Origin of the sequence: Sphingopyxis sp., from assembly GCF_965227415.1 — a bacterium.
GTDB lineage: Bacteria > Pseudomonadota > Alphaproteobacteria > Sphingomonadales > Sphingomonadaceae > Sphingopyxis.
Genome location: NZ_OZ245749.1, coordinates 1,162,526 through 1,187,616 on the forward strand (window position 1 = coordinate 1,162,526; position 25,091 = coordinate 1,187,616).

The following is a 25,091-nucleotide window of genomic DNA, read 5'->3' on the forward strand; positions in this document are numbered from 1 at the left end:
GGGGCTTTATGTCGTTGGATTGCCGCAAAGGTCAGGTGTAGCGAACCGTGACGCGTACATCTTCCTTCGTCCGGCGGCGCATCGCAAAGCCAGCGAGCGCGAAACCGAAGAGCATCATGGCCCAGGTTGCAGGCTCGGGAATCGCGGCAATCGAGACAGCAACCGAATTGCTGTTATCGCCATTGTTGCTGTCCCAGTAAAACAGCTGCAACGTCCCCGTATCCCACGCCGGCCCGTTATAGGACGTGCCGAGGAGCTTGTACGTGTTGCCGATTTTGCCGACGAGCGCACCATAAGGGGCGGAAAAACCGTCCTGCGTCCAGGTTCCGAAGTTCGATCCGATCAAAGTCCCGGCCAATTGGCCCGACTCGTCCGTTCCGGTTGCGACCAGATTGCCGGTCAGGCCATTCGCAGTCGACCAGCGCGGAAGAGCGCCGGCGCTCCAAAGGTCGGTCAGCGCGACGCTGGTCGAGAAAATATCGCCTGCAGTGAAGCCAAGGCCGGTGTTGAGGCCGGTCCCGCCCGAAGAGCTATTGCCCTGCGCATTGACTGTTACGACCGTTGCAGCCTGACCGACCGACGGCGCGCCGAGCGCCAAAGCCGCCGCGCCTGCGAGCATAGAAATACGCTTCATGAGAGAGCCTTCCATTTTTTTGTGTGGAAGGACGGATAACAGCATCTTAACCATGTGAAAAGTTCTTAAAAACTTTTTACCAATCTTATCCGTAAATTAAGTGGCAAGCGCGTTGATGAGAGCGCAAATGGCGATGTCATGCCCCGCGCATGGCGGCGCAACGACGCCCGAAGCCAAGCTTCCAAATGAGCTGAAAAAACGGCCTGCCGCTGATAGGGCGCATATGCGATGTCCCATAATGGGACAGTCTGCCAAGTCGGCTGCCAGTTGTGCCGCGGGAACGGCGCTTGACGGCAGCAGCGGCTTGGCCGCCTACCGAGCGCGGGCCTGATCAATGCGCTGGCCTGTCCCGGCGCTACCGACCTTCGACAACGCGCGGATTCTCAAAAGAAAAGAGGCGGCCAACAAGGGCCGCCTCTTCCTTTTACTCAGTAGCCAGTGGTCAGGCGAACTGCGGCGAAACGAAGTGACGCCGACGACGCATGCCAAAGCCCATCAGGCCAAAACCGAAAACCATCAGCGCCCAGGTGCCCGGCTCGGGAACCGCGTTGATCGCATAGTTGTCGGTTTCGAAAGCGTTGCTGGTCGAGGTCAGCTTGATCTTGGCCAACTTGGTGACATCAGCGCCGGTCACGTTGAACAGCACGACGGGGTTGAGATTCGGATCCGTCTGGTTGCCATTGGCCGGATTGAAAATGTCCGAACCCGTGAAAGAGCCCAGCACAACGTTGCCTGCATCGAGGAACTCGATCTTGTTATAGGCATCCACCGAACCCCAGATGAAGCTCAGGCTGAAGATATCGCCGATTGCCGACAGGTCGAGCACACCGGGATTTCCTTCGGTCGGCCCGACGCTCCAGAAGTTGCCCGTGCTGCCCAAAGGCTTCGCGCGGACGCCGTCCAGGCTCGTGCTCGTGATCGAGCCGGCAGAAACCAGCGCGGTCCCGTTGGGATCGAAATTATAGGTCGGCGTCGGACCCGCATATACTGCGGAACCGGGCGTGACCGTACCGATGGTGACGGCTGCGCCGGCGGTTGCCGGAATGGCGACAACCGCGGCTGCGGCGACGGCCATTTTGAGTAGTGAACTTCGCATTAGTAATACCTCCCTTAAGGCGACAACTGGGCGCGACTCGATATTTTGTTATGAGATTAAGGAACTTTAACGCGAACCAGCGAAAAGGCGAATCATAAATTAACATGGGGGTAGGGAGAGCTAACCCCTTTGTAATTCGCCCTTATTTCCCCAGATTGCGCCCGTGGTCCCATATCGGGACAAGGAGTCGGTCTCGACAGGCTGTCGCGACATAAAATGCGGTTGCCCGCGTCGGCCGCCAGCAGAATTTACCGACTATTTTCAACTGCAGATCGCCATGCCCCAAGGCAACAGGCCCTGACCGACAGGCCGTGGTTCAGCCGGTTGCGGATCAAGCGGCCCCGGCGCTTTCCCGGACCGCTTTTCAGTCGCAGCAGAACCTTTGCAGACCCTGCACGACTGCCAATGACAGCTGAGCCGGCCGAGGCTCGACAGCGGACGGGATTCCTGGGCCGACGTCGACGCGATCTGCAATTCATTCAACGCGACGGTCAGCTTTTGGCAGGCCGACGCTCATTCCGCGCGGGAGGCAGAGATGTTGACATACGGCGCGTGCGTAAGGACAAGTCGGCGATGATATCGCGACGCACTTTGCTCGCCGGCGGCGCCGGCGCTGCGCTGGCCCTGCCGGTCCTCGCAAAGGAGATGGCAGACCTGCGGCTGCCCGGCGGCCCCAGCCTGCGCCCGTTCGAGCCCGGCTTTCCCGGCAAGGGGAAGATGATCGTCCAGCGTGTCCACCCGCCATTGCTGGAAACCCCCTTCTCCCTATTCGACGACGGCGTGCTGACACCGAACGAGAGTTTCTATGTACGGTGGCATTATCCAATGCCGACCGAGATCGACGCCGCAGGTTTTCGCCTCGCGGTGCGCGGCGCGGTAAAGAAGCCGCTTTCGCTGGCGCTCGAAGAGGTCGTGAAGGGCGGCGAAACGATCGAACTGGCGGCGGTCAACCAGTGCGCCGGAAATGGACGCGGCCAGTTCGTTCCTCGCATTCCCGGGGCCCAGTGGGGGCCTGGCGCGATGGGCAATGCCAAGTGGCGCGGCGTCAGGCTTCGCGATCTGCTCGACGCAGCCGGGGTGAACGCCGACGCCAAATTCGTGCGCTTCGGCGGGCTGGACGAACCGTTGGTTGCCGAGGCTCCGGCTTATCGCAAGTCGATCCCGATCGACGTGGCCCGCCGCGACGACGTGATGATCGCATTCGCGATGAACGGCGAGGCGCTGCCATTGCTCAATGGCTATCCGCTGAGGCTCGTCGTGCCGGGCTGGTACGCGACCTATTGGGTCAAGATGCTGAACGACATCGAAGTGCTGACGCGCGAGGATGATGGCTTCTGGATGGCGAAGGCCTATCGCATGCCGACCGTTCCGGTGAAGCCCGGCGACAAGGATTTCCCGACCGCACCGATCGGGCCGATGGTCCCGCACGCCTGGATTACAAACCATGCCGACGGCGACAAGATCGCGGTCGGCAAGCCGGTCGAACTGCGCGGCATCGCCATGGGCGGCGACTGCGGCGTCGCCAAGGTCGATGTGCTGGTCGGCGACAAGGTCCTGTCCGCGACGCTCGGACCCGATGAGGGAGAATATGGCTTCCGTCGCTGGTCGTTGACCCTGCCCGAAGGAGCGGGCCGGATCGGTCCTCGCTGTACCAATGTGAAGTCGGTAAGCCAGCCGCTCGACCAAGGCTGGAACCCCAATGGCTATGCACGCGGGGGCGTCGAGTTCATCGCGCTGGTGCCGGCATGAAGCGGGTCGTGATCTCGGCGCTGCTGTTCGCGCTCGCGGGGTGCCAGTCGAGCGAGAAGTTCGAGTTTGCCAATGGATCGATCACGCTTCCCGAAGACGACGGCGTCTTTCCGGTGCGCGCGGGATCGGACGCGATGACGCGCAATTGCGCGGCCTGCCATTCGCCGTCGATGGTCCTGAACCAGCCAAAGCTGAAACCGGATCAATGGACGGGGATCATCAAGAAGATGAAGGATGTCTATAAAGCGCCGATCAATCCGGCCGACGAGCCTGCGATCCAGGCCTATCTCGAAGCGACGAGCGCCGAACTACCTTGATTTTAGCGAATAAGCGGTCGCCGCGTGGCCGTTTGCTGACGGACCGCTGTTGAACAGGCATCGGTCGCAAAGCAGACTTCGTTTTGCCAGATCAATTCAATCAACCCAGCCGTTATCGCGGGCAGCGCGCTCGGAAGCTGCATCGAAGGGATCGCCCTCCATCATCGCCGCGGCATCCGCGGCAAGCGCGCCCGACGCGGCTTGCCGATAATCGCTGCCGGCCTGTCCGCCCGTTGTACGTTCGAGCGCCCAGCGACCATCGTCGCGACAACCGATGCCCGACAGATCGCGGCCTTCGAAGCTGCGGCACATATTACCGTCCTTGGCACGAAAGCTCAGCCCGACCCGAAAATCGGCGCCCGCAGACTGGTTCGACGCGAGCTGGGTGTCGAGCGTTTTGGCGAGCGCGCCGGACGCAACGAGCCTGCCCTTCGCTTGGTCAACATTGGCCGCCGGGGTCCAGGGTTTAACGCCCAATGTCAGCCCGAGCACCAGCGATGCGGCGATCGCGCCCCAATGGATCGGGGCAAAGCGGGCGCGCTTTGTCGCGCGGCGACTGACAAGGCTGGTGTCGACCTTTGGTTGGATCAGCAGCGCGCGCAGCCGTTCGGGGACGACCTCTTCCGCGACCGGCGCATAATGCCCCGAAAGTCTCGCCTTCAATGCGCGGTGACGCCCTATTTCGGCTGCGAGCGCCGTATCGCTTTCGGCCTCGCGCTCGATGCGTCGCGCGGTCAGATCGTCCAGCTCGCCATCGACGAACGCGGCGATCGTGGCAGGGTCGAAACTCATGCCGCTTCTCCCAGCAGGTGCATTAACATCTCGCGGCCGCGCGCCAGGCGCGATGTGACGGTGCCGATCGGCACCTCCAATATCTCGGCGGTTTCGCGATAGGCATAGCCTTCGACGAGGACGAGCATCACCACTTCGCGCTGATCGTCGGGCAGGCGCGCCATCGCGCCGTCGATATCGCCGCGCAGCGCGCCGGCCTCGACCCCCGCCGCGCCGTCGCCTGCGACCTGCGTGACGGCATCGTCGATCGGTTCATGAACGCCGCGCCGACCCGCGGCGCGTCGATCGTCGATCCAGAGATTACGGGTGATGCGGTACATCCAACTATCCAGTCTCGTTCCTTGTTGCCACTGATCCCGCGACTTCAGCGCGCGTTCGATCGCGGCCTGGCACAAATCGTCGGCGTCGCTGACGTCACGCGCCAGCCCGCGCGCAAAGCGACGCAGGCGGGGCAGCAAGTCGATCAGTTCCTCTTCGAAGCGCATTGTCGCCTTTTCAATTGTCTGAGGAAGAAACGACAGCCTTCTATCGTTTCTTCCGCATCCTGCTAAATTTTTGTGGAAGAGCAATGCGCGAGAGAGTGATGATGGGAATTCGGGCAATCATATTGGCGGCATCGTGCGTCCTGCTCGGCGGGGTCGCTCCGGGCGTGGCCGCGCAGGTCGGACTGCCGCAGGTCCAGCTTCCTGATGCCGCCCGGACGCTTCCCACGCTGCCCGACGTGAATGCGCAGCCGCTGATGTCGGCGGGCGACCGGCTGACCGAAGCCCGGCTCGACCGGATCACGTCGCTCGTCCAGCGAAACCGCGACAGCATCGAGCTCGACGAGCGCGGCGAACCTGCGGTTCGCGGCGTCTTGATCGCGAGCGGTGTCGACGGAGTCATGATCGCACGCGCCGCCGAGCAGGGTTTCGCGCTGATCGACCGCGAGCGCATCGACGGGCTCGATTTCGACATTGCGCGCTTTCGAGTGCCAGGCGGGCGAAGCGTGGCGCGCGCGCGCAAGCAGCTCGCGAAGCTGCTGCCCGATGCCGAGGTCGACGTCGACAATATCTATTTCACGAGCGGGCCTGGTGGAGCTTTGCGGCAGAGCGCGCTCGCCGCTGCGGCTGCGTCGGCCGGCCCGGCAAGCCTGGGTCTGATCGACGGCGGCGTGGCCGCGCATCCCTCGGTCGCAGGGCGTGTGGAACAACGCGGCTTCGCGAAGGGCGCGCCGTCGGCCAGCCGCCATGGAACCGCCGTCGCCTCGCTTCTGATCGGTGCGGGCTCCGTGCAGGGCGCGGCCCCGGGGCAGCGTCTGCTCGCCGCCGATGTCTATGGGACGGACCCCGCAGGCGGCAATGCGAGCGCGATCGTCCGCGCGCTCGGCTGGCTGGCCCAGAACGGCATCGCGGTGACGACGATCAGCCTTGTCGGTGCGGACAACAAGCTGTTGTCAGCGGCAGTGATCCGAGCGCAGCACCGCGGTATGCTGATCGTCGCGGCGGTTGGAAACGACGGCCCTGCCGCGCCGCCCGCCTACCCAGCCTCGTATCGCGGCGTATTGGCCGTGACCGGCGTCGATGCGAAGGGCCGCGCCTTGCCCGAAGCGGGCCGCGCGCTCCACGTCGATTTCGCGGCCCCTGGCGACGGCGTGTTCGCCGCGACCGGCGTCGCGGGGACCGACCGTTTGCGCGGCACCTCCTTTGCCGCGCCGCTGGTCGCCGGGCGGCTGGCGCTCCGCTATCCGGGGCCGGCAATCGACCGGATCGGCCCAGCGGTCGCCGCGCTCGTCCTGGAAGCCCGTGACCTCGGCAAGAAGGGGCGCGACACCATCTTTGGACACGGGCTGATCTGCGGCGCTTGCGGCCGCCGCTGAGCATTCCGCATCTTTTTTGGAAGAAAATCGAACGCGCCATCGTTCTCTCTTCAGGCCCAACCCCTCCGGGCCGCAAACTCAGGATTAGAACTATGGCAAATCGCATTTTCATTTCGACCATCGCGCTCGCCGCATCGGCGATGGCGCTTGCGGCTCCGGCTTCGGCGCAGCTGCTCGGCGGCAGCGGCGGCCTGGGCGGCAACCTCGGCGGCGGCCTTGGCGGGACTATTGGCAATCCCAGCGGACCCATCGGCGGGACTGTTGGTTCAGCGGGCGATCTGACCGGATCGGGCCGCGGTGACACCAACATCGACCGCCGCTCGGGCCGCGTCCAGGGCAAGGGCAACGCCGATGCGAACGGCAAGGGTTCGGCGGGCGGCAACGGCAATCTGCTCGGCACCCCGGTTGGTGGCAACGCCAACGGGTCGGGCGGCGCTTCGGGCAATGGCGCTCTCGATGCGCAGGCGGTCGGTACCGACTATGCCGGCCAGACCGCCCACGGCGTTGTCGGTACGGCGCACGGCACCGCTTCGACCGTGACAGGCACCGCGCGCGGCGCGGCGGGCAATGTGCGCGATCAGGCCGGAGGCGCGCTGTCGGGCGTGTCGGGAACCGTCAGCGGAGCGGGTTCTATTGCCGGCAGCTTCCAGGGCAGCCTCGGCCAGCTCGCCGCCGCGGGCAGCGGTGCCGCGAATGGCGCCGGCATGTTCGCGGTCGAGCCGGGCATGGCGGTGACCGACGCACGCGGCAAGGTCATCGGCTATGTTCAGGAGCTGCGCCAGACGAGCCGCGGCGTCGTGCAGGCCGTGACGGTCGAAGTCGGCGACCGCGTCGCGACGCTGCCCGCCGCGAGCTTTGCCGGCTCGGGCGATGTGCTCGTCACCGGCATGACCAAGGGCCAGCTGAAGAAGACCGCCGAGCAGCAGGACGACGCAAGCAACGCGTCTGCCGCTCAGCCTGCCAGCCAGCCGGCCCCGCAGGCGCCGCAGGCGGCGCAGAAGGGCAACCGCGCCGAACGCGGCAACACCCGCAACGACTAAGAGCCAATGGTCCCAAAGGGAAGGAATGCGCCGGCCATCGTGTCGGCGCATTCTTTCTGAATCTCGGCGGTCGGGTCAGGTGGCTTTGCGATCGGATGTGGTCCAAGCCGGCATCGCGCGACGCGCTTGCGGGATGAAACAGAATGGCAGCGCCCGTCATTCGGCGCGATCAAATGGCCGGTTGATAGGCCATGCCGGTCGACAATTTCGCTGCCCGATACCGCCCTTCCCTCTCGGTTGCGTTTGCCCCTGCATCTGATAACCCCGTGATGGATCGGGGAAATTATGGACAATGAGGCATCGGGTTGGTCGGCGGTACAGCGGCTGTTCGACCGATTGGTCGATTTGCCTCCCGCCGAGCAGGACCGGCAACTCGACCTGTGCGATGCGCCTCCCGAAGTCGTCGCGAAGGCCCGGGCGATGCTCCTCGCCAACCGCTCGGGCGGCGTGCTCGATGGCGTTTCGCCGATGCTATCCGACGACCAGAACGCCAGCGACAGCTTTGCCTCGCTCGCCGACGGGCACGTCATCGGCGGCTTCACGATCGACGCCTATCTGGGCCGCGGCGGGATGGGCGAAGTCTATCTGGCGCATCGCACGACTGACGATTTCCTCCAGAAAGTCGCCATCAAGCTGTTGCGTATCGAAGCGTCCGATCGTGCCCAGCTTTTTGCCCGCGAACGCCGCCTGCTCGCCAGCCTGAATCACCCGAATATTGCCCGGTTGATTGACGGCGGCGTTTCGGCCGACGGTCGGCCCTATATGGTGATGGACTATATCGACGGGCAGCCGATCGACGCCTTTGTTCGCGCGCGCGAGACCGGTCTTTCGACCCGCCTGAGGCTGTTCGGTGATATTTGCGCGGCGGTCGCTTATGCACACGCGCACCTTGTCGTTCACCGCGACCTCAAACCGTCGAATATAATGATCGATGGCCAGGGTTCGATCAAATTGCTCGATTTCGGCATTGCCAAGCTGATCGACGGCGATTTCGCTGCTCCCGAGACCACACAGGCGATGCTGACCCCGGACTATGCGGCGCCCGAGCAATTGGGCGGCGAGCAGGTCACCGTCGCGACCGATATTTATGCACTGGGCGCCGTGCTGTTTCAGCTGTTGACCGACACGTCGCCTTGGCAGCGGGACGGCAGTTCGGTTCCGATGATGGTACGCCGCATTCTGCAGGAAGATCCGCCGCTGCCCAGCAGGATCGCCGCGCGCGATGGCGCGCCGATCGCTTCGCAGGCGATCGGCGGCGACCTCGACGCGATCGTTTTGAAAGCGATGCGGCGCGATCCCGGTCAACGATATGGCAGCGTGCTCGAACTCGCGGACGATATTGCACGGCACCAGGCGCTCAAGCCCGTCAAAGCGCGTGACGGGTCGACGCGCTACCGGCTCGGGCGTTTCGTTCGCCGCAACAAACTGGCCGTGACCGCGGGCGGCGCGGCCCTTGCCGCTTTGCTCGTCGGGGTGGGCGGCATCGTCTGGCAATCGCATCAGACCGCAATCGAGCGCGACCTGGCCCAGGATGCGGCGCAGCGCTCGGCATCGATCAACCAGATGCTGCAAGTCATGCTGCGCGACACCGCGGAATCGGATGCGGGCGACAGCGTGACCGTGAAACAGATGCTCGACTCGACCGCCGAGCGGTTGGTCAACTCGGTCGATACCAGCGCGGAATCCGCGACCTTGGTGTCTACGCTGTTCGATCTCTATATCACGCTCGAGGATCCGGTCGGCGCCGACGCCCTGATCACCAAAGCGCTGGCGCGCGGCATCGGCAAGGGCGACAGGGTCGCGACCGCGCAATTCAAGGTCCGCGCTGCGGCCTCCGCAGCCTCTTTGGGACGAACCGATGACATGGCGCCGCTGATCGATGCTGCGGAACCCGTGTTTCGCGCCGATCCGGTGCGGTTTCGCCGCGAACTTGTCGATATCAACCTGACCCGAGCGCAGCTTTGGCGCCGCACCGGCCGGATCGAGGATGCCATCACCTTGCTGAGGGCGACCTTGTCCGACGCCGATATCGCCTATGCCGATAATTATCGCGACCGCATGACGGTCTATAACAATCTGCTCGCCTATATGGTCGAGGCGAACCAGATCGATGCGATGCCCGAGATCTTTGCCAGAGCGGACAAGATCACCGCCGCAAACCGGCAAGGCGACAGCACGCTGGCGCTTGCGATGCAACAGCTCAAGGGCGTGCGCTTCGCCAAGCTGGATCAGCCCGAGCGCGCCGAGCCGATCTTGCAGCGCGTGGTTGCGCGGCGCAGGGCCGTGTTCGGCCGATCGGCAGGACTCGCGGTCGATCTATTCCACCTCGGCCGAGTGAAGGTCGCTCTCAAGAAGTACAAGGACGCAAGCATGTTGCTGGCCGAGTCCTGGCCGATGGCGAGCGAGAAATTGAGTCCAGCGGCGCCACCGACGCTGATCATCGCGGGAACGCTGGTCGAAGCGCTCGCCGAAGCGGGCGATACCGCCGGCGCATTGACGGTGCTGGGCAAGATAGACCCGATCCTGAAGGCTATGCCCGACGGTCCCGCGCACGGCATCGCCGAGCGCGCGCGCGCCATCACGCTCTTGAAGGTCGGGCGCATTGCCGATGCCAACGCGTCCGCCGATCGCGCCGAAACCATTTTCAAGGCGATGGGCCCGACCGGAGAAAGCTACCTCAAAGTCTTTCCAGCGCTGCGCAAGCGACTGGCAACCGCTGGACAAACGAAGGCGCGCTAGGCCGCCAGCATCTCGACGTGGATCCAGGCCCGTGCCTGCACCCACCAGCGCCGCACCGTGCGATCCGAAACGCCCAGAATTTCGGCGGTTTCCTTTTCGTCCAGGCCGGCGAAAAAGCGGCAGTCGACGACCTTTGCCAGATTGGCGTCGACATCGGCGAGCGCCTTCAACGCGTCGCCCAATTTGATGATCTCGCCATCCTCGGGAACCGCTGCCGCCATGGAATCGAGGCTTTGGGTAAAGCTGAACGTCGGCGCATCGCGTTTCGACGCCAGCCGCGCGCGGGCCGCGTCGATCAAGATATGGCGAATCGCCGTCGCCGCGCAGCCGAGGAAATGGGCCTTGCTGTCCCACCCTTCGCGGCGTTGCAATTTGACATAGGCTTCGTTGATCAGCGCGGTCGGCTGCAAGGTTTGCGGACCACCAGCGCGAAAATGCTCGCGCCGCGCGATGACCCGAAGCTCGCTGTAGAGCAAAGCCATCAGGTCATCGGCGCTCCCCGGAAAATCCTGCGCGGCGCTGGTATCCGAACCGATCGACTTTCTCCGCGCTGCTCAGGGACCGCCTGCCGTGCCCGCGGAAATTATGCGGGCCGGTCAAGGGTTTGGCAAGCGCGAATGAAAATCGGAGCGATCGGCCCTGCTTGTGCGATCAGGCTCCCAGTTCGCGGGCAAGCGCCGTCGCCTGCTCCTTTGACGATGGACTGCTCGGCAAGGTGATGATCGCGAATTTGTCGTTGCCGATGAACACATTCATCGCGTCGATCTTGCCGATCCAGAAGGCCGATTTGCCAAGCCCTTCGATCGGCTCGACGGTTCCGCCAAACGCTTCGACCGACTGTTTGGACGTATTGAGCGCCGCGGCCATGGCATCGGGCGTATTGTCGCCGATCGGCGACCAGCGCAGCAGGACCGACGCCCGGCTGCCGTCCTCCATGACATAGCTGCATTCGGAGGTCGTGGCATCGCCGCCGCCGCTGCTTTCATGCACCAGGCCAAGGCTGGCTTCGCTGACGGGCTTGCCTGCCGTCGTGGCCATTTTCGCCTTGTCGACAACCGAGCAGGCGTCGGCGGCGTTCCAGCCGGCAGGCGCCGCCGAGCCGCCTTTCGCATCCACTTGCTCGCCCGGCTTGGCGGTGTCGCCCGATTGCCCGCAGCTTGCCAGAGCGAGAGCGCCCGAGAGCACCGCAGCAAATGATAAAGTCTTCATGTCGATCGATCCTTCGTCCTCAAATGTTTCGGTATCAGCCGCAGCTGCCGGCGCGGTTGCCGGTGCGGTCGGCCGCGTAGAAATCGAAATAGCCTTCGCCCAGCGCGGGGTCGGTGTTGCGACCGATGCCGATCAATTCCTTGCCATTGGCGCTCATCCCGAAATAGGCGCGATGCTTGATTGGCGATCCATCAAGCCCAGTCTCGATCATGGTGAGGATCATCGTCCGCCCCTTGATAACGCCGGTGACCCGGCCGTTCAGATACGCATAACAGCCGGTAACCTCATTGCCCTGTTGCGTCAGGTGAATCTCGCCCCAACCGCTATGGCCTTCGTAAGTACCTGTCACATTGGGCATTTTGGCGACGGAGGTCAATTGCTTGCCATAGCCGTGGAAGCCGGTGAGCGCCGAATATTCGTCGCCGGCGTAATTATCGACGACCGTCAGGCGCACCCAGCGGCCCACGGGCAGAAACTCGGGATCAAAGGAAAAGCTCTGGTTGTTCTTGAGGCGTTTCAAGGTGACCGCCGCGACCGTTTCGAAGCCGCTGGTCGACGAGGTATCGGACACCTCGACGGTCACCGATTTGACGGCCTTGGCGTCGCGGTTGAGCGGGCTGGTGTCGAACGAGATCCGGCTCAGTTCGGTACGCTCGGGCAATTCGAGCACGAAGGCCGGTGCCGGCGAAGCTTGCCCTGTCCAGTCGGTCGCGACGAAGCCGTCGATCAGGTTGAGCGGGCTGCTGTCCATCTGGCTGATCATGACATCGTCGGGATATTCGACGAGGCGGGCGCCTTCCGAAAAAGCGAACAGGTCGGGCTCACCTTTGGCTTGCGCGCTCGCAGCACCGGCGGCGGCGAGGAGCGCGAAGGTCCCCAGCAATAGGGTCGAAGCATTGCGAAAATTGGTCATGCGAAACGTCCTTTCAATCGATGATATGCGCGGCCCTTGCGGCGATCCGAGCCGCCTATTGCGGGTCCTTCGTTTTCCGGGCCGCCGTCAGTATGTCCTGAGCCAGCCCGGCAGGGTCGGCGCCGGGCGATCCGGGAGTTCCGCCATTGCCTCCGGCCTTGCCGATCACCGTGCGAACGATCGTCTCGGCGTCCTGCACGCGTTGCGCGCCTTTGATCCCCAGGACGCTGGTTGCCACCTCTGCAACGCTGCGGTCGCCGATCGACTGCGAAGGCGCCGTGCCATAGGGCGCCGCCGCGTCGGCTTGGTCATAGGCCGCTTCGTCATAGGCCCCGTCGCCCGTCGCAGGCAGCTTGGCAGAATCTTCGGCCGCGAACTGGGCATAGGCCGGCAACGGCGACAGGCCCGCACTCGCCATCAGGGCAAGTATCACCCAAAGCTTTGGCTGCATGATCTTCATTCCCTCCAATCGGCGGCGCCCGGCAAACGGAGCCTCCTGCTTGAATAGACGGCAAAGCGCGGCGAAAGCGGACACGGCCTACCGGATCGGCTTGGGCTGCTTGCCGCTTTTGATTTGCTGGGCCACCAGCTGCGCTTGCGCGATCGACTCGCGCAGCTCGGAATCGCCGACTTCCTTCTGGAATTGAGGGACGAATTCCTTGTTGACCTGTTGGTTGATCTTCATCGTTCCCAGACTTGGGTTCGCGTTCGCAATCTGCGCCGCACGCGGCCCCATCTGGGCGGCCAGCGCCGTGATATTGTCGAAGCAGAGGCTGTCCTTGCACTGCTTGGTCCAGATCGCCTGCGCCAATATGCCCATCGCATTCGAAACCGCCTGCGATTTGCGCGCCTGCGCCTCGGCGATATAGGCTTTCGCGCGCTTGGTGGCTTCGATGAAGAACGGGGTCATCGACTGGTACAGCGCGTTGGTTTCGCCTGCCGGATTGTCGGCGTCCTTTTTCTTCCCTTCGAAAATGACCGTGTTCTGGGCCAGCCTCACACCGAAGCGGCACGTCTCGTCGATGCATTTCGGCAGATAGAGATTTTCGAAATCCAGCCCCCATTGCTCGACCTTGCCGAGGAACACGGACTGCGCGCCGTTCGGCGTGAAGCGGAATTCGTGTGAGCAGACGGTCCCTTCATGGCATTCGAACTTCAGCGCGTCCGACGGCACGGTCACTGCGAGCTGAGGGAACCATACCGGCCAGTCGACCTTTGCGCCCCATACCGCCAGATCGATGAACAGCCGGGCGTTCAGGCCGGGAGTCAGTGTGAACTGGATGCCATATTGCGGATTGCCGATGATGAATTCCGAAGCTCCGTTTTTCAGCGCAAGTGGCACCGTCGTCGTTCCGGAGGACAAGGTAATCGGGGCCTTGTTGGCGGCAAATTTGTCGGTCAGCGACAAGGTCAACAAGGTCGCGTCCATCCGGACATCGACCGCAGGAAAGACCTGCCCGCCCAGCACCCCGAAATTCCCGCGTCCGCCGAGCAGATCGAGCTGTTCGAGGATGAAGGGCGCCGACGGGCCCGGTACGCCCGGCTCGGGCGGCTTGAACTGACCGTTGGCGAAGTCTCCCGGAAGCAGCGTCGTGAGGTCATAATCGAGCAGCGGGATGTCGATCGGTCCCAACTGCCCGACGATCGGCAATTTCGCGGCGACGCCGGCATGCGCCGAGAAGCTGGCGACCAGTTCCTTGCCATCATATACAAGATTGGCGGGCAGCTTGGTCGCGGCATAATCGGTTGCGCTGCCGTTGATCGTCACGATCTGTGTCGTCACCGACCCGCTCTGCGCATTGTTTTTCAGCGCATAATCATAGGTGCCGGATAGCTGGATGGGAAAGCGCAGGCCGAATTTATAGCCGAAGCCCGCGGACACTTTGGCGTAATAGGTCTTCTTGCACCCCAGGAGGCACCATTTGATCGTTGTCTGGACGCCCTGGCTCCACTCGAAATCGCGGCCCAGCGTGAAGCCGGCGAGATAGGTGTGGGTGCCGAGCGGATAGGATGCGTTGACATCTTCCACCTTCGGCGGCGGCGGCGGTGCGGGCGTCGCCGGCTCCTGCGGCGGAGCGTCGACGGGAACGTAGAACACCTGCTCGATCAGATTGTCGCTGCTGTTGATCAGTTCGCCGGCGAGCGTCGTGTCATCGAGCGCTTCCAGCCGCGCCACTTCGGCGTCGCCAACCGACGCGACCAGCTCGGCGCGCATCGCCGGGTCGGCGAGCTGGCTCCGGAACTCGGCGATCTGGCTGTCGATATCCTGCCCGACCTGGCTGCGCCGCGCCTTCGCTTCGGCAAGCGCCTGCGCGCGCTTGATCGGATCGCGCACAAAACGGAGGCTGCCTGCTTTGGCATAGCTGGCGTCTATGTCGGCGGGGGGCGAGCGGGTAAAACAGGATATTCCCGTCGCTGCGATCCGGGCGCGATTGCGTTCGCTGCTGCACGCACCGGATTTGAAACTGTACGACAGGAAATCGCGCACGACGATGCCCTTCCCGACCTCGAATGCGGTAAGCTGCCCGGGCCGGACGTCGACCAGATCGGGCATCTCGCCCAATCGATCGGCGATATTGACCAGCGCCTTGGGGTTGGCGAGCATCTTGCGAAAATCGAGCTGCGACTTGCCGACCTTGATCATCGGATTGGCGCGAAGCTGCGCGCCGGACATTTGCCGGACGACGGGCATCGTCTTGATCAGGTCGCCGAATCCTCCGCGCCGCAATGTCACCGAACCCGCCAGCGGCAGCGTTTGGCCATCGGCAGGCGGAATGATTTCGGTGGCGAGGATATTGGCTTTCGTGCCGGGCCTGGGGCGAACGGGAGTCAGCGGCCGCCGCTCGGGCGGCGCTGCAAAGGTGGGCGAAGGCGCGTCGTCATTGGGGGGGGCGTCGGACGTCGTGATCACCGGCGGACGTCGCCGCAGCTCTCCTGGCGGCGGCGATGTAACGACGGGAGGACGGCGGCGGACCTCGCCCATATCCTCGGCTGACGGCGTCGTAATGACCGGCGGACGGCGGCGTATCTCGGGAGCGGCGTCCGTATCGGATGCCGGGTCGGTGATCACGGGAGGCACGCGCCGCGGCCGTACCGGCCCGGTCGGCTCGCGTTCCGGAGGCGTTGCCGCGACGGGCGGCGGACGCCGAAGCCGGTCGGCGTCGGGTGCGACCTCGCCATCGGGCGATGTGATGACGGGTATCCGGCGCCGTGGCGCGACGCGGACCGGCTCGGGGCCGGTTTCGGGCGGTGACACTACGACGGGAACGCGCCGCCGCGGCGCCACTTCCTCGGCCGTTGGCTCGGTCTCGGCCGGCGAGGTTATGACGGGCGTCCGCCGGATCCGCGGCGTGGCCGGAACGGGAGCGGGCGTCACGCCGACGGTCGGCACGCGCCTGATCTGCGCCGGCACGCGTGGCGGGGTCGGGCTCGGCGTCGACCCTTCGGCGGTATCCACTCGGACCTCTTCCTCGGCCGGCGCAGGAGCTGGCGCCTGGACCGGAACGACAATCGGCCGAAGAATCCGTCGTGGCGGGTCCTGTGCCATAGCCGCCGTCGCGCCCCATACCGCGAGGAGACTGGCCAATGTGGCGTAGCTGCCGGTGCGCAGGAAAATCGGGTCCCTCATCATATCCCTCCAGGCCGAACGGCACGGGGCGTTGCGATGCGGACAGGGCCGCAGGCAATCGTCGGCGTCGGTTATGATGAGAAACGGGGATGCGATCCCAAACCGGACTCGCGCCACGAATATTTCTTGTCCTGATCGCGAGCCAGCCGGCCCATCGCCTCCGCCGCGCGACGTTTTGCCCCGCAGGCCCGGACGCCCGAAAAAGGCATCGCGCGTTTGCTCTCGGCGCAGCAGTATCTGAACGTGTTGGGGTGCGAATCACACGAAAGCCCCGCAAAATCCAGGCTTTCCGTGGATGCTCTCGGTCGTGTGGGGAAGCCCCCTGGTGGACAGGGCTGGATTCGAACCAGCGTACGGAAACCCGGGCAGATTTACAGTCTGCTGCCTTTAACCACTCGGCCACCTGTCCTTGGGGCCCGCTTTGGGAAGTGGCCCAATGGCGAAACGAGGCTTGCCTGTCAATGCCGCTCGTGGGTAAGGCGCGCGCATGAGACAATTTTCCCGTCATCGTCGCCCGCAGGGCCAAGGCCCGCGCGGCCAAGCCGTCCGTTTCTGGGGCCGCCATGCCGTTTTGGCGGCGCTCGCAAACCCCGAACGCACCGTCAAACGCATCTGGGGCACGCGTGAGGCGCTCGGCCAGCTCGATCTGCCGCCCGTTGTTCCGATCAGCTATGCCGATGTCACCGACCTTGCGCGCCTTGTTGCCCGCGATGCGCCGCACCAGGGGCTGGTGATCGAAGTCGATCCGCTCGAGGAAGTCTATCTTGGCGACCTGCTGCATCAGGAAGTCGACCTCGAAAGGAAACGCCCGATCGTCGTGCTCGACCAGGTGACCGATCCGCACAATATCGGCGCGGTGCTGCGCTCGGCCGCGGCGTTCGATGCCGCGGCGATCGTCACGCAGGATCGCCATAGCCCACCCGAAAGCGGCGTCATCGCGCGCTCGGCGTCGGGCGCGCTCGAATCCGTGCCGTGGGTCCGCGTCGTCAACCTGTCGCGGGCGCTCGAGGAAATCGCCGAAGCGCAATATTGGCGCATCGGCCTGACCGGCGACACCGAAACGACGCTCGGGTCGACGCTCGACGGCAGCAAGGTGGCACTGGTGCTCGGCTCCGAAGGCGACGGCATGCGCCACAATGTCATGGAGCATTGCGACGTGCTGGCAAAGCTCCCCATCTCGCCGCGGATGGAAAGCCTCAATATCTCGAACGCTGCGGCCGTCGCACTCTATGCGGTCGCGACGGCGGGCCAATAGCGCCCGTCACGGCGGCCCCGGCGAAAGCCTGGGCGCAACCGCCAGCCATCGGCGAAGCCGCGACGCCGATAGCTGGGATTGTTTCGTCGCCAGGCTCTTCGCCATGACGAGGAATGGTCCGCTTAATCTTCCGCGGCGATCCGCACGCGAAGGCCGTCGAGCGCTTCGCTGAACGGAAGCTGGCACGACAGGCGCGACGTCTCGTCGCGGTCCGTGGTCGAATCGAGCAGGTCGTTCTCGTCCTCGCTCATCGCGGGCAGCGCGTCCTTGTCGCCTGCCTCGACATGGACATGGCAGGTCGCGCACGAACAGCAGCCGCCGCACAGCGCGAGCAGCTCGTCAAAGCCCGCATCGCGGATATTTTCCATCACGGTCAGGCTGGTGTCGCCTTCGATTTCATGTTCGGTCCCGTCGCGCGTCACGACAATCAGCTTGGCCATGCTCGTCCCCATAGGTTTCTTGTCGCAGGCGCTATGTCGCGCGTTGCGCGGCAAATCAAGCGTTGCTAATGGCAGGACTGGGAACAAAAGGAGAATGTGGCGATGGGGCTCAGCCAGCAGCAGCTGAACGCGGGAATCGACGCGCTGGCGGAGCGCGATCCGAACTTCGCGCGCGCGCTCGGCAATGCCGGTTATCCCGAACCGCGGATCCGCGAGCGGGGCTATACGACCTTGCTCCGCACCATCGTCGGCCAGCAGGTCAGCGTCGCGGCCGCCAACTCGATCTGGAACAAGCTGGAGGCGGGTTTCGGCGCGGGCTGCCCTGCCGAAACCATCGCCAACGCCGAATTCGACGCGCTGCGCGCTTGCGGCCTCTCGGGCCAGAAACAGGGCTATGCCAAAAGCCTGGCGCAACTGATCCTCGACGGCGAACTGAAATTCGACGCGCTGCCCGCCGACGACGAGGAGGCGATCGCGCTGCTGACCAAGGTCAAGGGCATCGGCCGCTGGTCGGCCGAAATCTACCTGCTCTTCGCCGAAGGGCGCCCCGACATCTGGCCCGCCGGCGATCTGGCGGTGCAGGAAGCCGTCGGCCGCATCCTCCTGCTCGGCACGCGCCCCGACGAAAAGGCCGTGCGCGAACTCGCCGAACCCTGGCGCCCCCACCGCGGCGCCGCGGCGATCTTCAGCTGGCACTGCTATAATATGGATGTGATCTAGGCGGCCGGTCCCTCCTCCCCCGCCATCCGCTCCCGCGTCATTCCTTCCCCCGTCATTCGTGCCCCCGCCATCCCCCCCCCCCCCCCCCCCCCCCCTCGTCATTCCCGCGAAAGCGGGAACCCAGTAGCAACCTCGATGCACGAAAACTTTAGTCCGACCGTCTACCTTCTCGCCTCGCGTCGCAACGGCACGCTCTACGTCGGCGTCACATCCAACCTCATTCAACGCATCCATCAGCATCGCGAAGGCCTGATCCCGGGCTTCACTCGCGAGTATGGAGTGAAGTCGCTCGTCTGGTTCGAACAGCACGCTACGATGGACTCGGCTATTCGGCGCGAAAAGCGGATCAAGAAGTGGAACCGCGCTTGGAAGCTTCAACTGATCGAAAAGGATAATCCCGACTGGCGCGACCTGGCGGAAGATTTCGGCTTTGATCCGGTAGGTCGAACTGGGTTCCCGCCTTCGCGGGAATGACGAGGTGGCGAGAAATCGTGACTGCCCCTCGGATCGAAGCGTCCTTAATTCGCCATCCCTCGTCATTCCCGCGAAAGCGCGAACCCGGTCGCTAAGGGCAAGCAAAAGGCCGGGCGGAGCCATGCTCCACCCGGCCTTTTTGTTGATCGTCAGCCGAAGCTTATTTCTTCGCAGCCGCCTTCTTGGCCGGAGCCTTCTTGGCAGGCTCGGCCTTTTCCTCGGCAGCCTTGGCCGGAGCCTTCTTCGCGGCCGGCTTGGCTTCCGCCTTGGCGGGAGCCGGTTCGGCCTTCTTCGCCGGCGCCTTCTTGGCGGGAGCAGCCTCTACGGCCTCTTCCTTCTTGGCGGCCGGCTTCTTTGCGGCAGCCTTCTTGGCGGGCTTGTGGTCGTGATCGTGGTGGTCGTGACCGCAGCCCGGGCCGTGGACATGATCGTCGTCGGCTTCGATCGCGGCTTCCAGTTCCTCGCGGGTGGTTTCGCGGTCGCTGACGTCGGCCTTTTCGAACAGGAAGTCGACGACCTTGTCCTCATAGAGCGGCGCGCGAAGCTGTGCGGCGGCGAGCGCGTCCTGCTGGACATAGTCCATGAAGCGGCTGCGGTCTTCGGGGCGATACTGCTGCGCGGCCTGCATGATCAGGCGCTGCATTTCCTGGTTCGACACCTGGACGCCATGCGCCTGGCCGATTTCCGAGAGGAGCAGGCCCAAGCGAACCCGGCGCACCGCGATCGAGCGATATTCGTCGCGATCCTTTTCGAGTTCGGCCTTCGCCGCGTCGGGATCGGCTTCGTGCGTCGCTTCATGCTCGAGCTGCTGCCAGATCTGGCCGAATTCGGCCTCGACCATCGTCGGCGGCACGTCGAAATCATGCGCCGCGGCAAGCTGGTCGAGCAGCTTGCGCTTCATATAGGTGCGCGTCAGGCCGTTCAGTTCCTGCTCGACCTGATCCTTCATCAGCTCTTTCAGCTTGTCGAGGCTTTCAAGGCCAAGCGATTTGGCGAACTCGTCGTCGATCTTCGACGCGGCCGGAACCTTCACTTCCTTCACCGTGACGGCGAATTCGGCGGGCTGGCCTTTCAAATTCTCGACCGGATACTCCTCGGGGAAGGTGACCTTGATCGTCTTGGCATCGCCGACCTTGGCGCCGACGAGCTGGTCCTCGAAACCGGGGATCAGCTGGCCCGAACCGATTTCGACCGCCATGTCCTCGCCGGTGCCGCCGTCGAAAGCGACGCCGTCGACGCTGCCCGCGAAGTCGATGATGACCTGATCGCCCTGTGCGGCCTTCTTGGTCTTCGGCGCGTCTTCGAAACGCTTCATCTGCGCCGCGAATTCCTCGATCTTGGCCATCACGGCCTTGTCGTCGGCGGGAACGGTCAGGCGTTCAAGCTTCAGCCCGTCGATCGACGGGGTTGCGATTTCGGGCAGCACTTCCAGCGCGACGGTCACCTCGGCATCCTTGCCGCGCTCATAGCTTTCGTCGAGAGCGACCGCAGGCTGCAACGCGGGGCGCAGCTTTTCCTTGGCCATCAGGTCGCGGACGCCGGCATCGATCGCCTTGTTCAGCGCGTCGGCATTCAGCGCGTCGCCGTGCATCTTGCGGATCAGGTTCGGCGGAACCTTGCCGGGGCGGAAGCCGGGCATGCGCACGGTCGGGGCGATGCTCTTCACCTCGTCGTCGACGCGCGCGTCGATATCCTTCGCGGTGATGGTGACGCGATATTCGCGCTTCAGGCCTTCGTTCAGCGTTTCGACGGTCTTCATTGCCTTGGTCTTATCCTTGCTCAAAATCTCGTATCGATGAACCCTGCCCTATCGGCGGAGTTCCCCATATCCCGGCCTGCGTCAGCGAAGTGGTGCGGGCGAAGGGACTCGAACCCCCACATCTTGCGATACTGGTACCTAAAACCAGCGCGTCTACCAATTCCGCCACGCCCGCAGGTGCTTTCGGCCGGGTACACGAAATCGCGCGCTGCCGCGCACGCCCGTGCGGGCCGCGCGGGGCTATAGCAGACGCGCTGCCGAGGGCAAGGGCGCAAAGCCGCCTTTTCTGCCCAGAACGGCTTGGCCGGAACATGCGCCGCGCCGGTTCGTTAGTTAACCGAGGAGAATCATCATGACTGCCAGCGCAGACCCGCTTCCCAACCCGAAGCCCGACACGATCGAACCGCAAGCGCCCCCCGAGCATCCGGTCCAGCCGACGCCGCAGGAAGACCCCGCCGGCCAGCCGCAGGAAATTCCCGGCAGCCCTGGCGGCGGCGACTTCGACGCGCCCGGCCGCGGGCCGAGCGAGGTGCCGCCGCAACAGGTATAGGCGGGCCTCGCTTCGGCGCGGCCTGGCGCCCCCTATTGATCGACGGCGTCGGGCTCGCCTTCCTTGCCGAGGCCCCGTAGCGTAAAGCCGAGGAGCGCCAGGCCCGCGAGCAACGTCAGCAGCGGCCAGAGATATCCGGCGGGCTCTGCCCCATCGGTAATCACGATATAATCGTCGGCCAACTCGCCGGCAAACGAACGCTTGATCGCGTCATTGTCCTTGTCGTCGGAGTTGATACCGAATTCGACCATGCCTTCGACCGGTCGTTCCTTGGCCAGCGTCGGGTCGGCGCTCAGCAGCGCGTCATATTTCGTCGGATCGGTCTCTTTGAACAGCGCCGCCAGCCGCTCGGCCTCGGCGTCGTTCGACCGGTGGAGCAGGACGCGGATCTTGGCCTTGCCCGGCCCGCTGCTGTCCGGCACCTCGCTGTCCGGCGCTTTGTTGTCCGGCACCTTGCCCGTGACGGGGGCATAGATGCTGCCGCTCGCGGCTCCCGCCGCGCCCGTGATCACCCCGGCGTCGACCAGGCGCCAATGCGCATCGGTAAGCCGGTACCAACCGACACCCGGCTTTTCGGCCAGGAATTGCGCGAGCGTCATGTCGACCTTCTTGCCTGCGTTCCAGCTTTCATAGACTTGCTGCCCGCCGCCCCACGTCAGCGCCGCGCCGATGATCAATCCGATGCAACCAAACCGCATGTTCTTCCCCTCCCCTTTTTTTCAGCTCTGGCCTGTTTTTGCGAAAACCGGAGCCAGAGATCTGCGAATATTGACGTGCCCCGGCCGCGCCCACGCGGTCAGGAAGGAATACCAGACCATCGGCGCGCCATGTGCGGTCCCGTCGGCATCAAAATAGAGAAAAGCGGCATCGCCGATATTGCGCGGCAGCATCAGCCCCAGCGTCGCTCCTGCCAGAATGCGCATTTCGTCGTACCGCTGCTGCGACCCGAAACGCGCGGTGAGCATCAGCACCAGCCGCTCGCGCGGCACGATGCGAACGCATTCGCTGAACTCCCACCAGGTGCCCTCGGTCGACTCGATCTGCAACAGCACCAGCTGCGACCGGCCGAGCAGGTCGATCACGAACCCCTGCCAGTCGTCGTCGGCCAGGTAGGCGCGCGCCGCGCCCAGTGTCGCCACATCTTCGCCGGGCCGCCCGACCGCAACCATCGGCCCGACCGCCCCGACTGCGCGTGTCAGCTGCTCCTCCAGCCGGTTCGAACCGCGTCCCGCGATCGTATAGGCCAGTCGCGCCAGCCAAGCGATGATCGACCCGGGAATCGAAAAGAACCACGCGCGGTCCCACATCCGCAGAATGACGCGTCCCATCACGCCCGGCGGCTTTTCGGGCAACTGCACATCCTCGCTGCCGAACGAGCGTAAATAGGTGACCGGCGCGCGCGCATCCTGCGCCATGACGTCATCATAGGCAGGCACGCGCATCGCCCGCCCCACCTCAAACAGCCCCGCGCCGAAAGGCACGCCAAGGAAGATCGCTGCCGCAAACGGAATCCAGTTGTCGAGCATCATCAGCAGCGGCCACCCGGCCAGCAGGATCAGGCCCGCCGCCATGTAAACCGCGCCGAGGGTCGGGCTGCGCTGCGGGCTCGATCCCGCTTTCTCGCGATTGGCGCGCGTCAAGGCTTCGGCGCGGGCTTCGATCTGCGCGGCGCGCGTTTCAAGCGCCGTGAAGATCGCCTCGTCGGCTTCCAGCCGCTGGCCGATCAGCCGGTCGAGCGCCTGGAGGACGAAGATCGCTTCGACCAGCGGCAGCTCGATCTTGTGCGCCTGCCCGTCGCGGGTTTCGATGCGGAACACCGCCGATTTGCGCTCTCGGCGAAAGCCGTCGGTCAACGACGACAGCGCGACAGCGACGCGCGCAATATCGTCAAGCCGCACGTTGATGGGGCGGCGGATCCGACCCGCAAGGGCGCCGAGCCACGCTTGCGCGCGCTCGTCGAACAACTCGTCTCCGATCTCGAAATCGGTCGACACCTGACCGCCTAGCAGCCGATCCGCGCGGACGATCAACAGTTCGCGGCGTTGCAGGCCGAACAGGCTGAAATGATCGGACCAGCGCACGACCGGCAGCAGCTGATCGAGCTCCGGATGCGCCAGGCCCGCCATCGCGCCGGCGACGGCAAAACGCGTCTCGACGGGAGCATGCATGCCCGTCCCCCCCCAAATGTGGGCCATAAAGGCCCTCGGCCGAGGTCAACCGGCCGTCCCCATCCAGCGCAAAGGACCATGCGCCCCTGGTCCGCAACGCGGGGCGAACTTAGCCATGCGCTGTCCAGCGTCAAAGCAAATTTGAAAGGGAACAGTCCTCCGGCAGCCGGAGCGGCGGGGCAGTCGGCGCCTAACCCAGCGCCTTCTTCAGCAGCTCGTTGACCACCTGCGGATTCGCCTTGCCCTGCATCGCCTTCATCGTCTGCCCGACGAAGAAGCCAAACAGCGCGTCCTTGCCGCCCTTGTACTGCGCGACCTTGTCGGCATTGTCGGCCAGGATCTTGGCGATCTCGGCCTCGATCGCCCCGGTGTCGCTCGTCTGTTTCAGCCCGTCGCGCTCGACGATCACGCCCGCGGCGTCGCCGCTTTCGAGCATCTTTTCGAACACCGCCTTCGCGATCGTCCCCGAAATCGTGCCGTCGGCGACCAGGCCGAGCAATTCCGCCGCATGCCCCGGCGATACCGGCGAATCCGAAATGTCGCGGCCCATGCGGTTGAGCGCGCCGAACAGCTCGCTCGTCACCCAATTCGCTGCCGCAACCGGCTTTGCGCCCGCGTCGAGCAGCGTGTCGAACCAGCGCGCCGCCTCGACCTCGGCGGTCAGCACATCGGCGTTGTACGGGGAAATCCCCGCCGCCAGATAGCGCGCGCGCTTGGCGTCGGGCAGTTCGGGCAGGCTCGCACGGCACTCGGCCAGAAACGCATCGTCGAGTTCGAGCGGCAACAGGTCGGGATCGGGGAAATAGCGGTAATCATGCGCATCTTCCTTCGACCGCATCGACCGCGTTTCGTTGCGGTCGGGATCGTAAAGCCGCGTTTCCTGCACCACGGTGCCGCCGCCTTCGATCAGTTCGACCTGACGCTTCGCTTCGCCCTCGATCACCGCCATCACGAAGCGCACCGAATTGACGTTCTTCGTCTCGGTCCGCGTCCCGAATTCGTCGCCGGGCTTGCGGACGCTGACATTGACGTCGGCGCGCATCGAGCCTTCTTCCATATTGCCGTCGCACGATCCGACATAGCGCAGGATCGAGCGCAGCTTGCGGACATACGCCCCCGCTTCTGCGGGCGAGCGCATGTCGGGGCGCGAGACGATCTCCATCAGCGCGACGCCCGAGCGGTTCAGGTCGACGTACGACATCGTCGGATGCTGGTCGTGCATCAGCTTGCCGGCGTCCTGCTCGACATGGATACGCTCGACCCCGATCACCTTGGCTTCGGGCAATCCGGCCTTTTCGTCCGCCTCGATCGTCAGCGAACCTTCGCCGACAAGCGGATGATAAAGCTGCGAAATCTGGTACCCCTGCGGCAGGTCGGCATAGAAATAATTCTTGCGGTCGAACCGCGACCAGGCGTTGATCTGAGCTTCGATCGCCATCCCCGTGCGTACCGCCTGGCGGATGCATTCGCGGTTCGGCACCGGCAGCATGCCGGGCATCGCGGCGTCGACCAGCGACACCTGCGTGTTCGGCTCGGCGCCGAACGCCGTCGCGGCGCCCGAAAACAGCTTGGCGTTGGTCGTGATCTGGGCGTGAACCTCCAGGCCGATCACGACCTCCCACTCGCCGGTTTCGCCCTTGATGCGGTAATCAGTCATTTCAAATCCTCAGTGTGTCCCTGCGAAGGCGGGGACCCATCTCCCGCCGCCTCAACCAGAACTATCCGGAGATGGACCCCCGCCTGCGCGGGG

23 protein-coding genes and 2 tRNA genes are annotated in these 25,091 nt (G+C 64.5%); 9 read left to right on the plus strand and 16 right to left on the minus strand.

The features are described 5' to 3' along the window. Positions 1-31 precede the first annotated feature (31 nt). Both ACO055_RS05635 and ACO055_RS05640 read right to left on the minus strand, forming a co-directional pair. Positions 32-634, minus strand: a complete 603-nt coding sequence (locus tag ACO055_RS05635) for a PEPxxWA-CTERM sorting domain-containing protein (protein WP_422061610.1) — start codon at positions 632-634, stop codon at positions 32-34. Positions 635-1,076: 442 nt separating this feature from the next. After that, the gene (locus ACO055_RS05640) at positions 1,077-1,709 is read right to left on the minus strand and encodes a PEPxxWA-CTERM sorting domain-containing protein (protein WP_422061611.1); all 633 of its coding nucleotides are present in this window, start codon (positions 1,707-1,709) and stop codon (positions 1,077-1,079) included. Positions 1,710-2,303: 594 nt separating this feature from the next. Between ACO055_RS05640 and ACO055_RS05645 the strand changes: the two genes are divergently transcribed. Together ACO055_RS05645 and ACO055_RS05650 are read left to right on the plus strand one after the other, a co-directional pair. Then, the gene (locus ACO055_RS05645; RefSeq protein WP_422061612.1) at positions 2,304-3,479 is read left to right on the plus strand and encodes a molybdopterin-dependent oxidoreductase; all 1,176 of its coding nucleotides are present in this window, start codon (positions 2,304-2,306) and stop codon (positions 3,477-3,479) included. Continuing rightward, complete coding sequence (locus ACO055_RS05650; protein WP_422061613.1) at positions 3,476-3,796, plus strand: cytochrome c; 321 nt, start codon at positions 3,476-3,478, stop codon at positions 3,794-3,796. The genes ACO055_RS05645 and ACO055_RS05650 overlap by 4 nt, the downstream gene beginning before the upstream one ends. Positions 3,797-3,892: 96 nt before the next feature. Here ACO055_RS05650 and ACO055_RS05655 read toward each other — a convergent pair whose 3' ends face one another. Beyond that, complete coding sequence (locus ACO055_RS05655; protein WP_422061614.1) at positions 3,893-4,588, minus strand: anti-sigma factor family protein; 696 nt, start codon at positions 4,586-4,588, stop codon at positions 3,893-3,895. Further along, positions 4,585-5,073 carry an RNA polymerase sigma factor gene (locus tag ACO055_RS05660; protein ID WP_422061615.1) on the minus strand — a complete coding sequence of 163 codons (489 nt, stop codon included), beginning with the start codon at positions 5,071-5,073 and terminating at the stop codon, positions 4,585-4,587. Before ACO055_RS05660 ends, ACO055_RS05655 begins: the two co-directional genes overlap by 4 nt. Positions 5,074-5,174: 101 nt before the next feature. Between ACO055_RS05660 and ACO055_RS05665 the strand changes: the two genes are divergently transcribed. The 3 genes from ACO055_RS05665 to ACO055_RS05675 all read left to right on the plus strand — a co-directional run bounded on the left by ACO055_RS05665 (position 5,175) and on the right by ACO055_RS05675 (position 10,225). After that, a complete protein-coding gene (locus tag ACO055_RS05665) occupies positions 5,175-6,446 on the plus strand; it encodes a S8 family serine peptidase (protein WP_422061616.1) in 1,272 nt (423 codons plus the stop codon). Between the two features lie 92 nt (positions 6,447-6,538). After that, positions 6,539-7,486, plus strand: coding sequence for a hypothetical protein (locus ACO055_RS05670; RefSeq protein WP_422061617.1), 948 nt, complete (start codon positions 6,539-6,541; stop codon positions 7,484-7,486). Positions 7,487-7,771: 285 nt separating this feature from the next. Next, positions 7,772-10,225, plus strand: a complete 2,454-nt coding sequence (locus ACO055_RS05675; RefSeq protein WP_422061618.1) for a protein kinase domain-containing protein — start codon at positions 7,772-7,774, stop codon at positions 10,223-10,225. On the opposite strand, the gene ACO055_RS05680 is transcribed toward ACO055_RS05675, so the two are convergent. From ACO055_RS05680 to ACO055_RS05705, 6 genes are all read right to left on the minus strand, one after another. Beyond that, on the minus strand, positions 10,222-10,707 hold the full coding sequence (locus ACO055_RS05680) for an ECF-type sigma factor (RefSeq protein WP_422061619.1): 486 nt from the start codon (positions 10,705-10,707) through the stop codon (positions 10,222-10,224). The genes ACO055_RS05675 and ACO055_RS05680 overlap by 4 nt on opposite strands. A 169-nt stretch (positions 10,708-10,876) precedes the next feature. Next, positions 10,877-11,434, minus strand: coding sequence for a hypothetical protein (locus ACO055_RS05685; RefSeq protein ID WP_422061620.1), 558 nt, complete (start codon positions 11,432-11,434; stop codon positions 10,877-10,879). Between the two features lie 34 nt (positions 11,435-11,468). Continuing rightward, positions 11,469-12,347, minus strand: coding sequence for a discoidin domain-containing protein (locus ACO055_RS05690; RefSeq protein ID WP_422061621.1), 879 nt, complete (start codon positions 12,345-12,347; stop codon positions 11,469-11,471). Positions 12,348-12,402: 55 nt separating this feature from the next. Then, a complete protein-coding gene (locus tag ACO055_RS05695) occupies positions 12,403-12,798 on the minus strand; it encodes a hypothetical protein (RefSeq protein ID WP_422061622.1) in 396 nt (131 codons plus the stop codon). Between the two features lie 87 nt (positions 12,799-12,885). Beyond that, positions 12,886-15,975, minus strand: a complete 3,090-nt coding sequence (locus tag ACO055_RS05700; protein ID WP_422061623.1) for a hypothetical protein — start codon at positions 15,973-15,975, stop codon at positions 12,886-12,888. Between the two features lie 323 nt (positions 15,976-16,298). Continuing rightward, a tRNA-Tyr gene (locus ACO055_RS05705) sits at positions 16,299-16,384 on the minus strand. Between the two features lie 78 nt (positions 16,385-16,462). Between ACO055_RS05705 and rlmB the strand changes: the two genes are divergently transcribed. Beyond that, on the plus strand, positions 16,463-17,230 hold the full coding sequence (rlmB, locus tag ACO055_RS05710) for a 23S rRNA (guanosine(2251)-2'-O)-methyltransferase RlmB (protein WP_422061624.1): 768 nt from the start codon (positions 16,463-16,465) through the stop codon (positions 17,228-17,230). Positions 17,231-17,352: 122 nt separating this feature from the next. On the opposite strand, the gene ACO055_RS05715 is transcribed toward rlmB, so the two are convergent. Next, positions 17,353-17,670: a 2Fe-2S iron-sulfur cluster-binding protein gene (locus tag ACO055_RS05715; RefSeq protein WP_422061625.1), complete on the minus strand. Its 318-nt coding sequence runs from the start codon at positions 17,668-17,670 to the stop codon at positions 17,353-17,355. A 102-nt stretch (positions 17,671-17,772) separates the two neighbouring features. Between ACO055_RS05715 and ACO055_RS05720 the strand changes: the two genes are divergently transcribed. Further along, the gene (locus ACO055_RS05720) at positions 17,773-18,390 is read left to right on the plus strand and encodes a DNA-3-methyladenine glycosylase family protein (RefSeq protein WP_422061626.1); all 618 of its coding nucleotides are present in this window, start codon (positions 17,773-17,775) and stop codon (positions 18,388-18,390) included. Between the two features lie 135 nt (positions 18,391-18,525). Continuing rightward, on the plus strand, positions 18,526-18,864 hold the full coding sequence (locus tag ACO055_RS05725) for a GIY-YIG nuclease family protein (RefSeq protein WP_422061627.1): 339 nt from the start codon (positions 18,526-18,528) through the stop codon (positions 18,862-18,864). 160 nt (positions 18,865-19,024) lie between these two features. Here ACO055_RS05725 and tig read toward each other — a convergent pair whose 3' ends face one another. Together tig and ACO055_RS05735 are read right to left on the minus strand one after the other, a co-directional pair. Further along, on the minus strand, positions 19,025-20,623 hold the full coding sequence (gene tig / locus ACO055_RS05730; protein ID WP_422061628.1) for a trigger factor: 1,599 nt from the start codon (positions 20,621-20,623) through the stop codon (positions 19,025-19,027). Between the two features lie 90 nt (positions 20,624-20,713). Beyond that, positions 20,714-20,798 (minus strand) — tRNA-Leu (locus ACO055_RS05735). 177 nt (positions 20,799-20,975) lie between these two features. Between ACO055_RS05735 and ACO055_RS05740 the strand changes: the two genes are divergently transcribed. Next, positions 20,976-21,173 (plus strand): hypothetical protein, encoded by a 198-nt coding sequence (locus tag ACO055_RS05740; protein WP_422061629.1) that lies wholly within the window; start codon positions 20,976-20,978, stop codon positions 21,171-21,173. 32 nt (positions 21,174-21,205) lie between these two features. Here the strand turns inward: ACO055_RS05740 and ACO055_RS05745 are convergent, their stop codons facing one another. The 3 genes from ACO055_RS05745 to gatB all read right to left on the minus strand — a co-directional run bounded on the left by ACO055_RS05745 (position 21,206) and on the right by gatB (position 24,998). Then, positions 21,206-21,871, minus strand: coding sequence for a hypothetical protein (locus tag ACO055_RS05745; RefSeq protein WP_422061630.1), 666 nt, complete (start codon positions 21,869-21,871; stop codon positions 21,206-21,208). Between the two features lie 21 nt (positions 21,872-21,892). Beyond that, complete coding sequence (locus ACO055_RS05750) at positions 21,893-23,341, minus strand: hypothetical protein (RefSeq protein ID WP_422061631.1); 1,449 nt, start codon at positions 23,339-23,341, stop codon at positions 21,893-21,895. 190 nt (positions 23,342-23,531) lie between these two features. Then, complete coding sequence (gene gatB, locus ACO055_RS05755; protein ID WP_422061632.1) at positions 23,532-24,998, minus strand: Asp-tRNA(Asn)/Glu-tRNA(Gln) amidotransferase subunit GatB; 1,467 nt, start codon at positions 24,996-24,998, stop codon at positions 23,532-23,534. Positions 24,999-25,091 lie beyond the last annotated feature (93 nt).

Bases quoted from the DNA above. Each gene is read 5' to 3' on its own strand.
- ACO055_RS05715 (WP_422061625.1), bottom strand. From the start codon at position 17,670: ATGGCCAAGCTGATTGTCGTGACGCGCGACGGGACCGAACATGAAATC.
- ACO055_RS05670 (WP_422061617.1), top strand. From the start codon at position 6,539: ATGGCAAATCGCATTTTCATTTCGACCATCGCGCTCGCCGCATCGGCG.
- ACO055_RS05645 (WP_422061612.1), top strand. From the start codon at position 2,304: ATGATATCGCGACGCACTTTGCTCGCCGGCGGCGCCGGCGCTGCGCTG.
- ACO055_RS05675 (WP_422061618.1), top strand. From the start codon at position 7,772: ATGGACAATGAGGCATCGGGTTGGTCGGCGGTACAGCGGCTGTTCGAC.
- ACO055_RS05745 (WP_422061630.1), bottom strand. From the start codon at position 21,871: ATGCGGTTTGGTTGCATCGGATTGATCATCGGCGCGGCGCTGACGTGG.
- ACO055_RS05740 (WP_422061629.1), top strand. From the start codon at position 20,976: ATGACTGCCAGCGCAGACCCGCTTCCCAACCCGAAGCCCGACACGATC.
- ACO055_RS05635 (WP_422061610.1), bottom strand. From the start codon at position 634: ATGAAGCGTATTTCTATGCTCGCAGGCGCGGCGGCTTTGGCGCTCGGC.
- ACO055_RS05655 (WP_422061614.1), bottom strand. From the start codon at position 4,588: ATGAGTTTCGACCCTGCCACGATCGCCGCGTTCGTCGATGGCGAGCTG.
- ACO055_RS05700 (WP_422061623.1), bottom strand. From the start codon at position 15,975: ATGAGGGACCCGATTTTCCTGCGCACCGGCAGCTACGCCACATTGGCC.
- tig (WP_422061628.1), bottom strand. From the start codon at position 20,623: ATGAAGACCGTCGAAACGCTGAACGAAGGCCTGAAGCGCGAATATCGC.
- ACO055_RS05640 (WP_422061611.1), bottom strand. From the start codon at position 1,709: ATGGCCGTCGCCGCAGCCGCGGTTGTCGCCATTCCGGCAACCGCCGGC.
- gatB (WP_422061632.1), bottom strand. From the start codon at position 24,998: ATGACTGATTACCGCATCAAGGGCGAAACCGGCGAGTGGGAGGTCGTG.
- ACO055_RS05750 (WP_422061631.1), bottom strand. From the start codon at position 23,341: ATGCATGCTCCCGTCGAGACGCGTTTTGCCGTCGCCGGCGCGATGGCG.
- ACO055_RS05685 (WP_422061620.1), bottom strand. From the start codon at position 11,434: ATGAAGACTTTATCATTTGCTGCGGTGCTCTCGGGCGCTCTCGCTCTG.
- ACO055_RS05680 (WP_422061619.1), bottom strand. From the start codon at position 10,707: ATGGCTTTGCTCTACAGCGAGCTTCGGGTCATCGCGCGGCGCGAGCAT.
- ACO055_RS05690 (WP_422061621.1), bottom strand. From the start codon at position 12,347: ATGACCAATTTTCGCAATGCTTCGACCCTATTGCTGGGGACCTTCGCG.
- ACO055_RS05665 (WP_422061616.1), top strand. From the start codon at position 5,175: ATGGGAATTCGGGCAATCATATTGGCGGCATCGTGCGTCCTGCTCGGC.
- ACO055_RS05660 (WP_422061615.1), bottom strand. From the start codon at position 5,073: ATGCGCTTCGAAGAGGAACTGATCGACTTGCTGCCCCGCCTGCGTCGC.
- ACO055_RS05695 (WP_422061622.1), bottom strand. From the start codon at position 12,798: ATGCAGCCAAAGCTTTGGGTGATACTTGCCCTGATGGCGAGTGCGGGC.
- ACO055_RS05720 (WP_422061626.1), top strand. From the start codon at position 17,773: ATGGGGCTCAGCCAGCAGCAGCTGAACGCGGGAATCGACGCGCTGGCG.
- ACO055_RS05650 (WP_422061613.1), top strand. From the start codon at position 3,476: ATGAAGCGGGTCGTGATCTCGGCGCTGCTGTTCGCGCTCGCGGGGTGC.
- rlmB (WP_422061624.1), top strand. From the start codon at position 16,463: ATGAGACAATTTTCCCGTCATCGTCGCCCGCAGGGCCAAGGCCCGCGC.
- ACO055_RS05725 (WP_422061627.1), top strand. From the start codon at position 18,526: ATGCACGAAAACTTTAGTCCGACCGTCTACCTTCTCGCCTCGCGTCGC.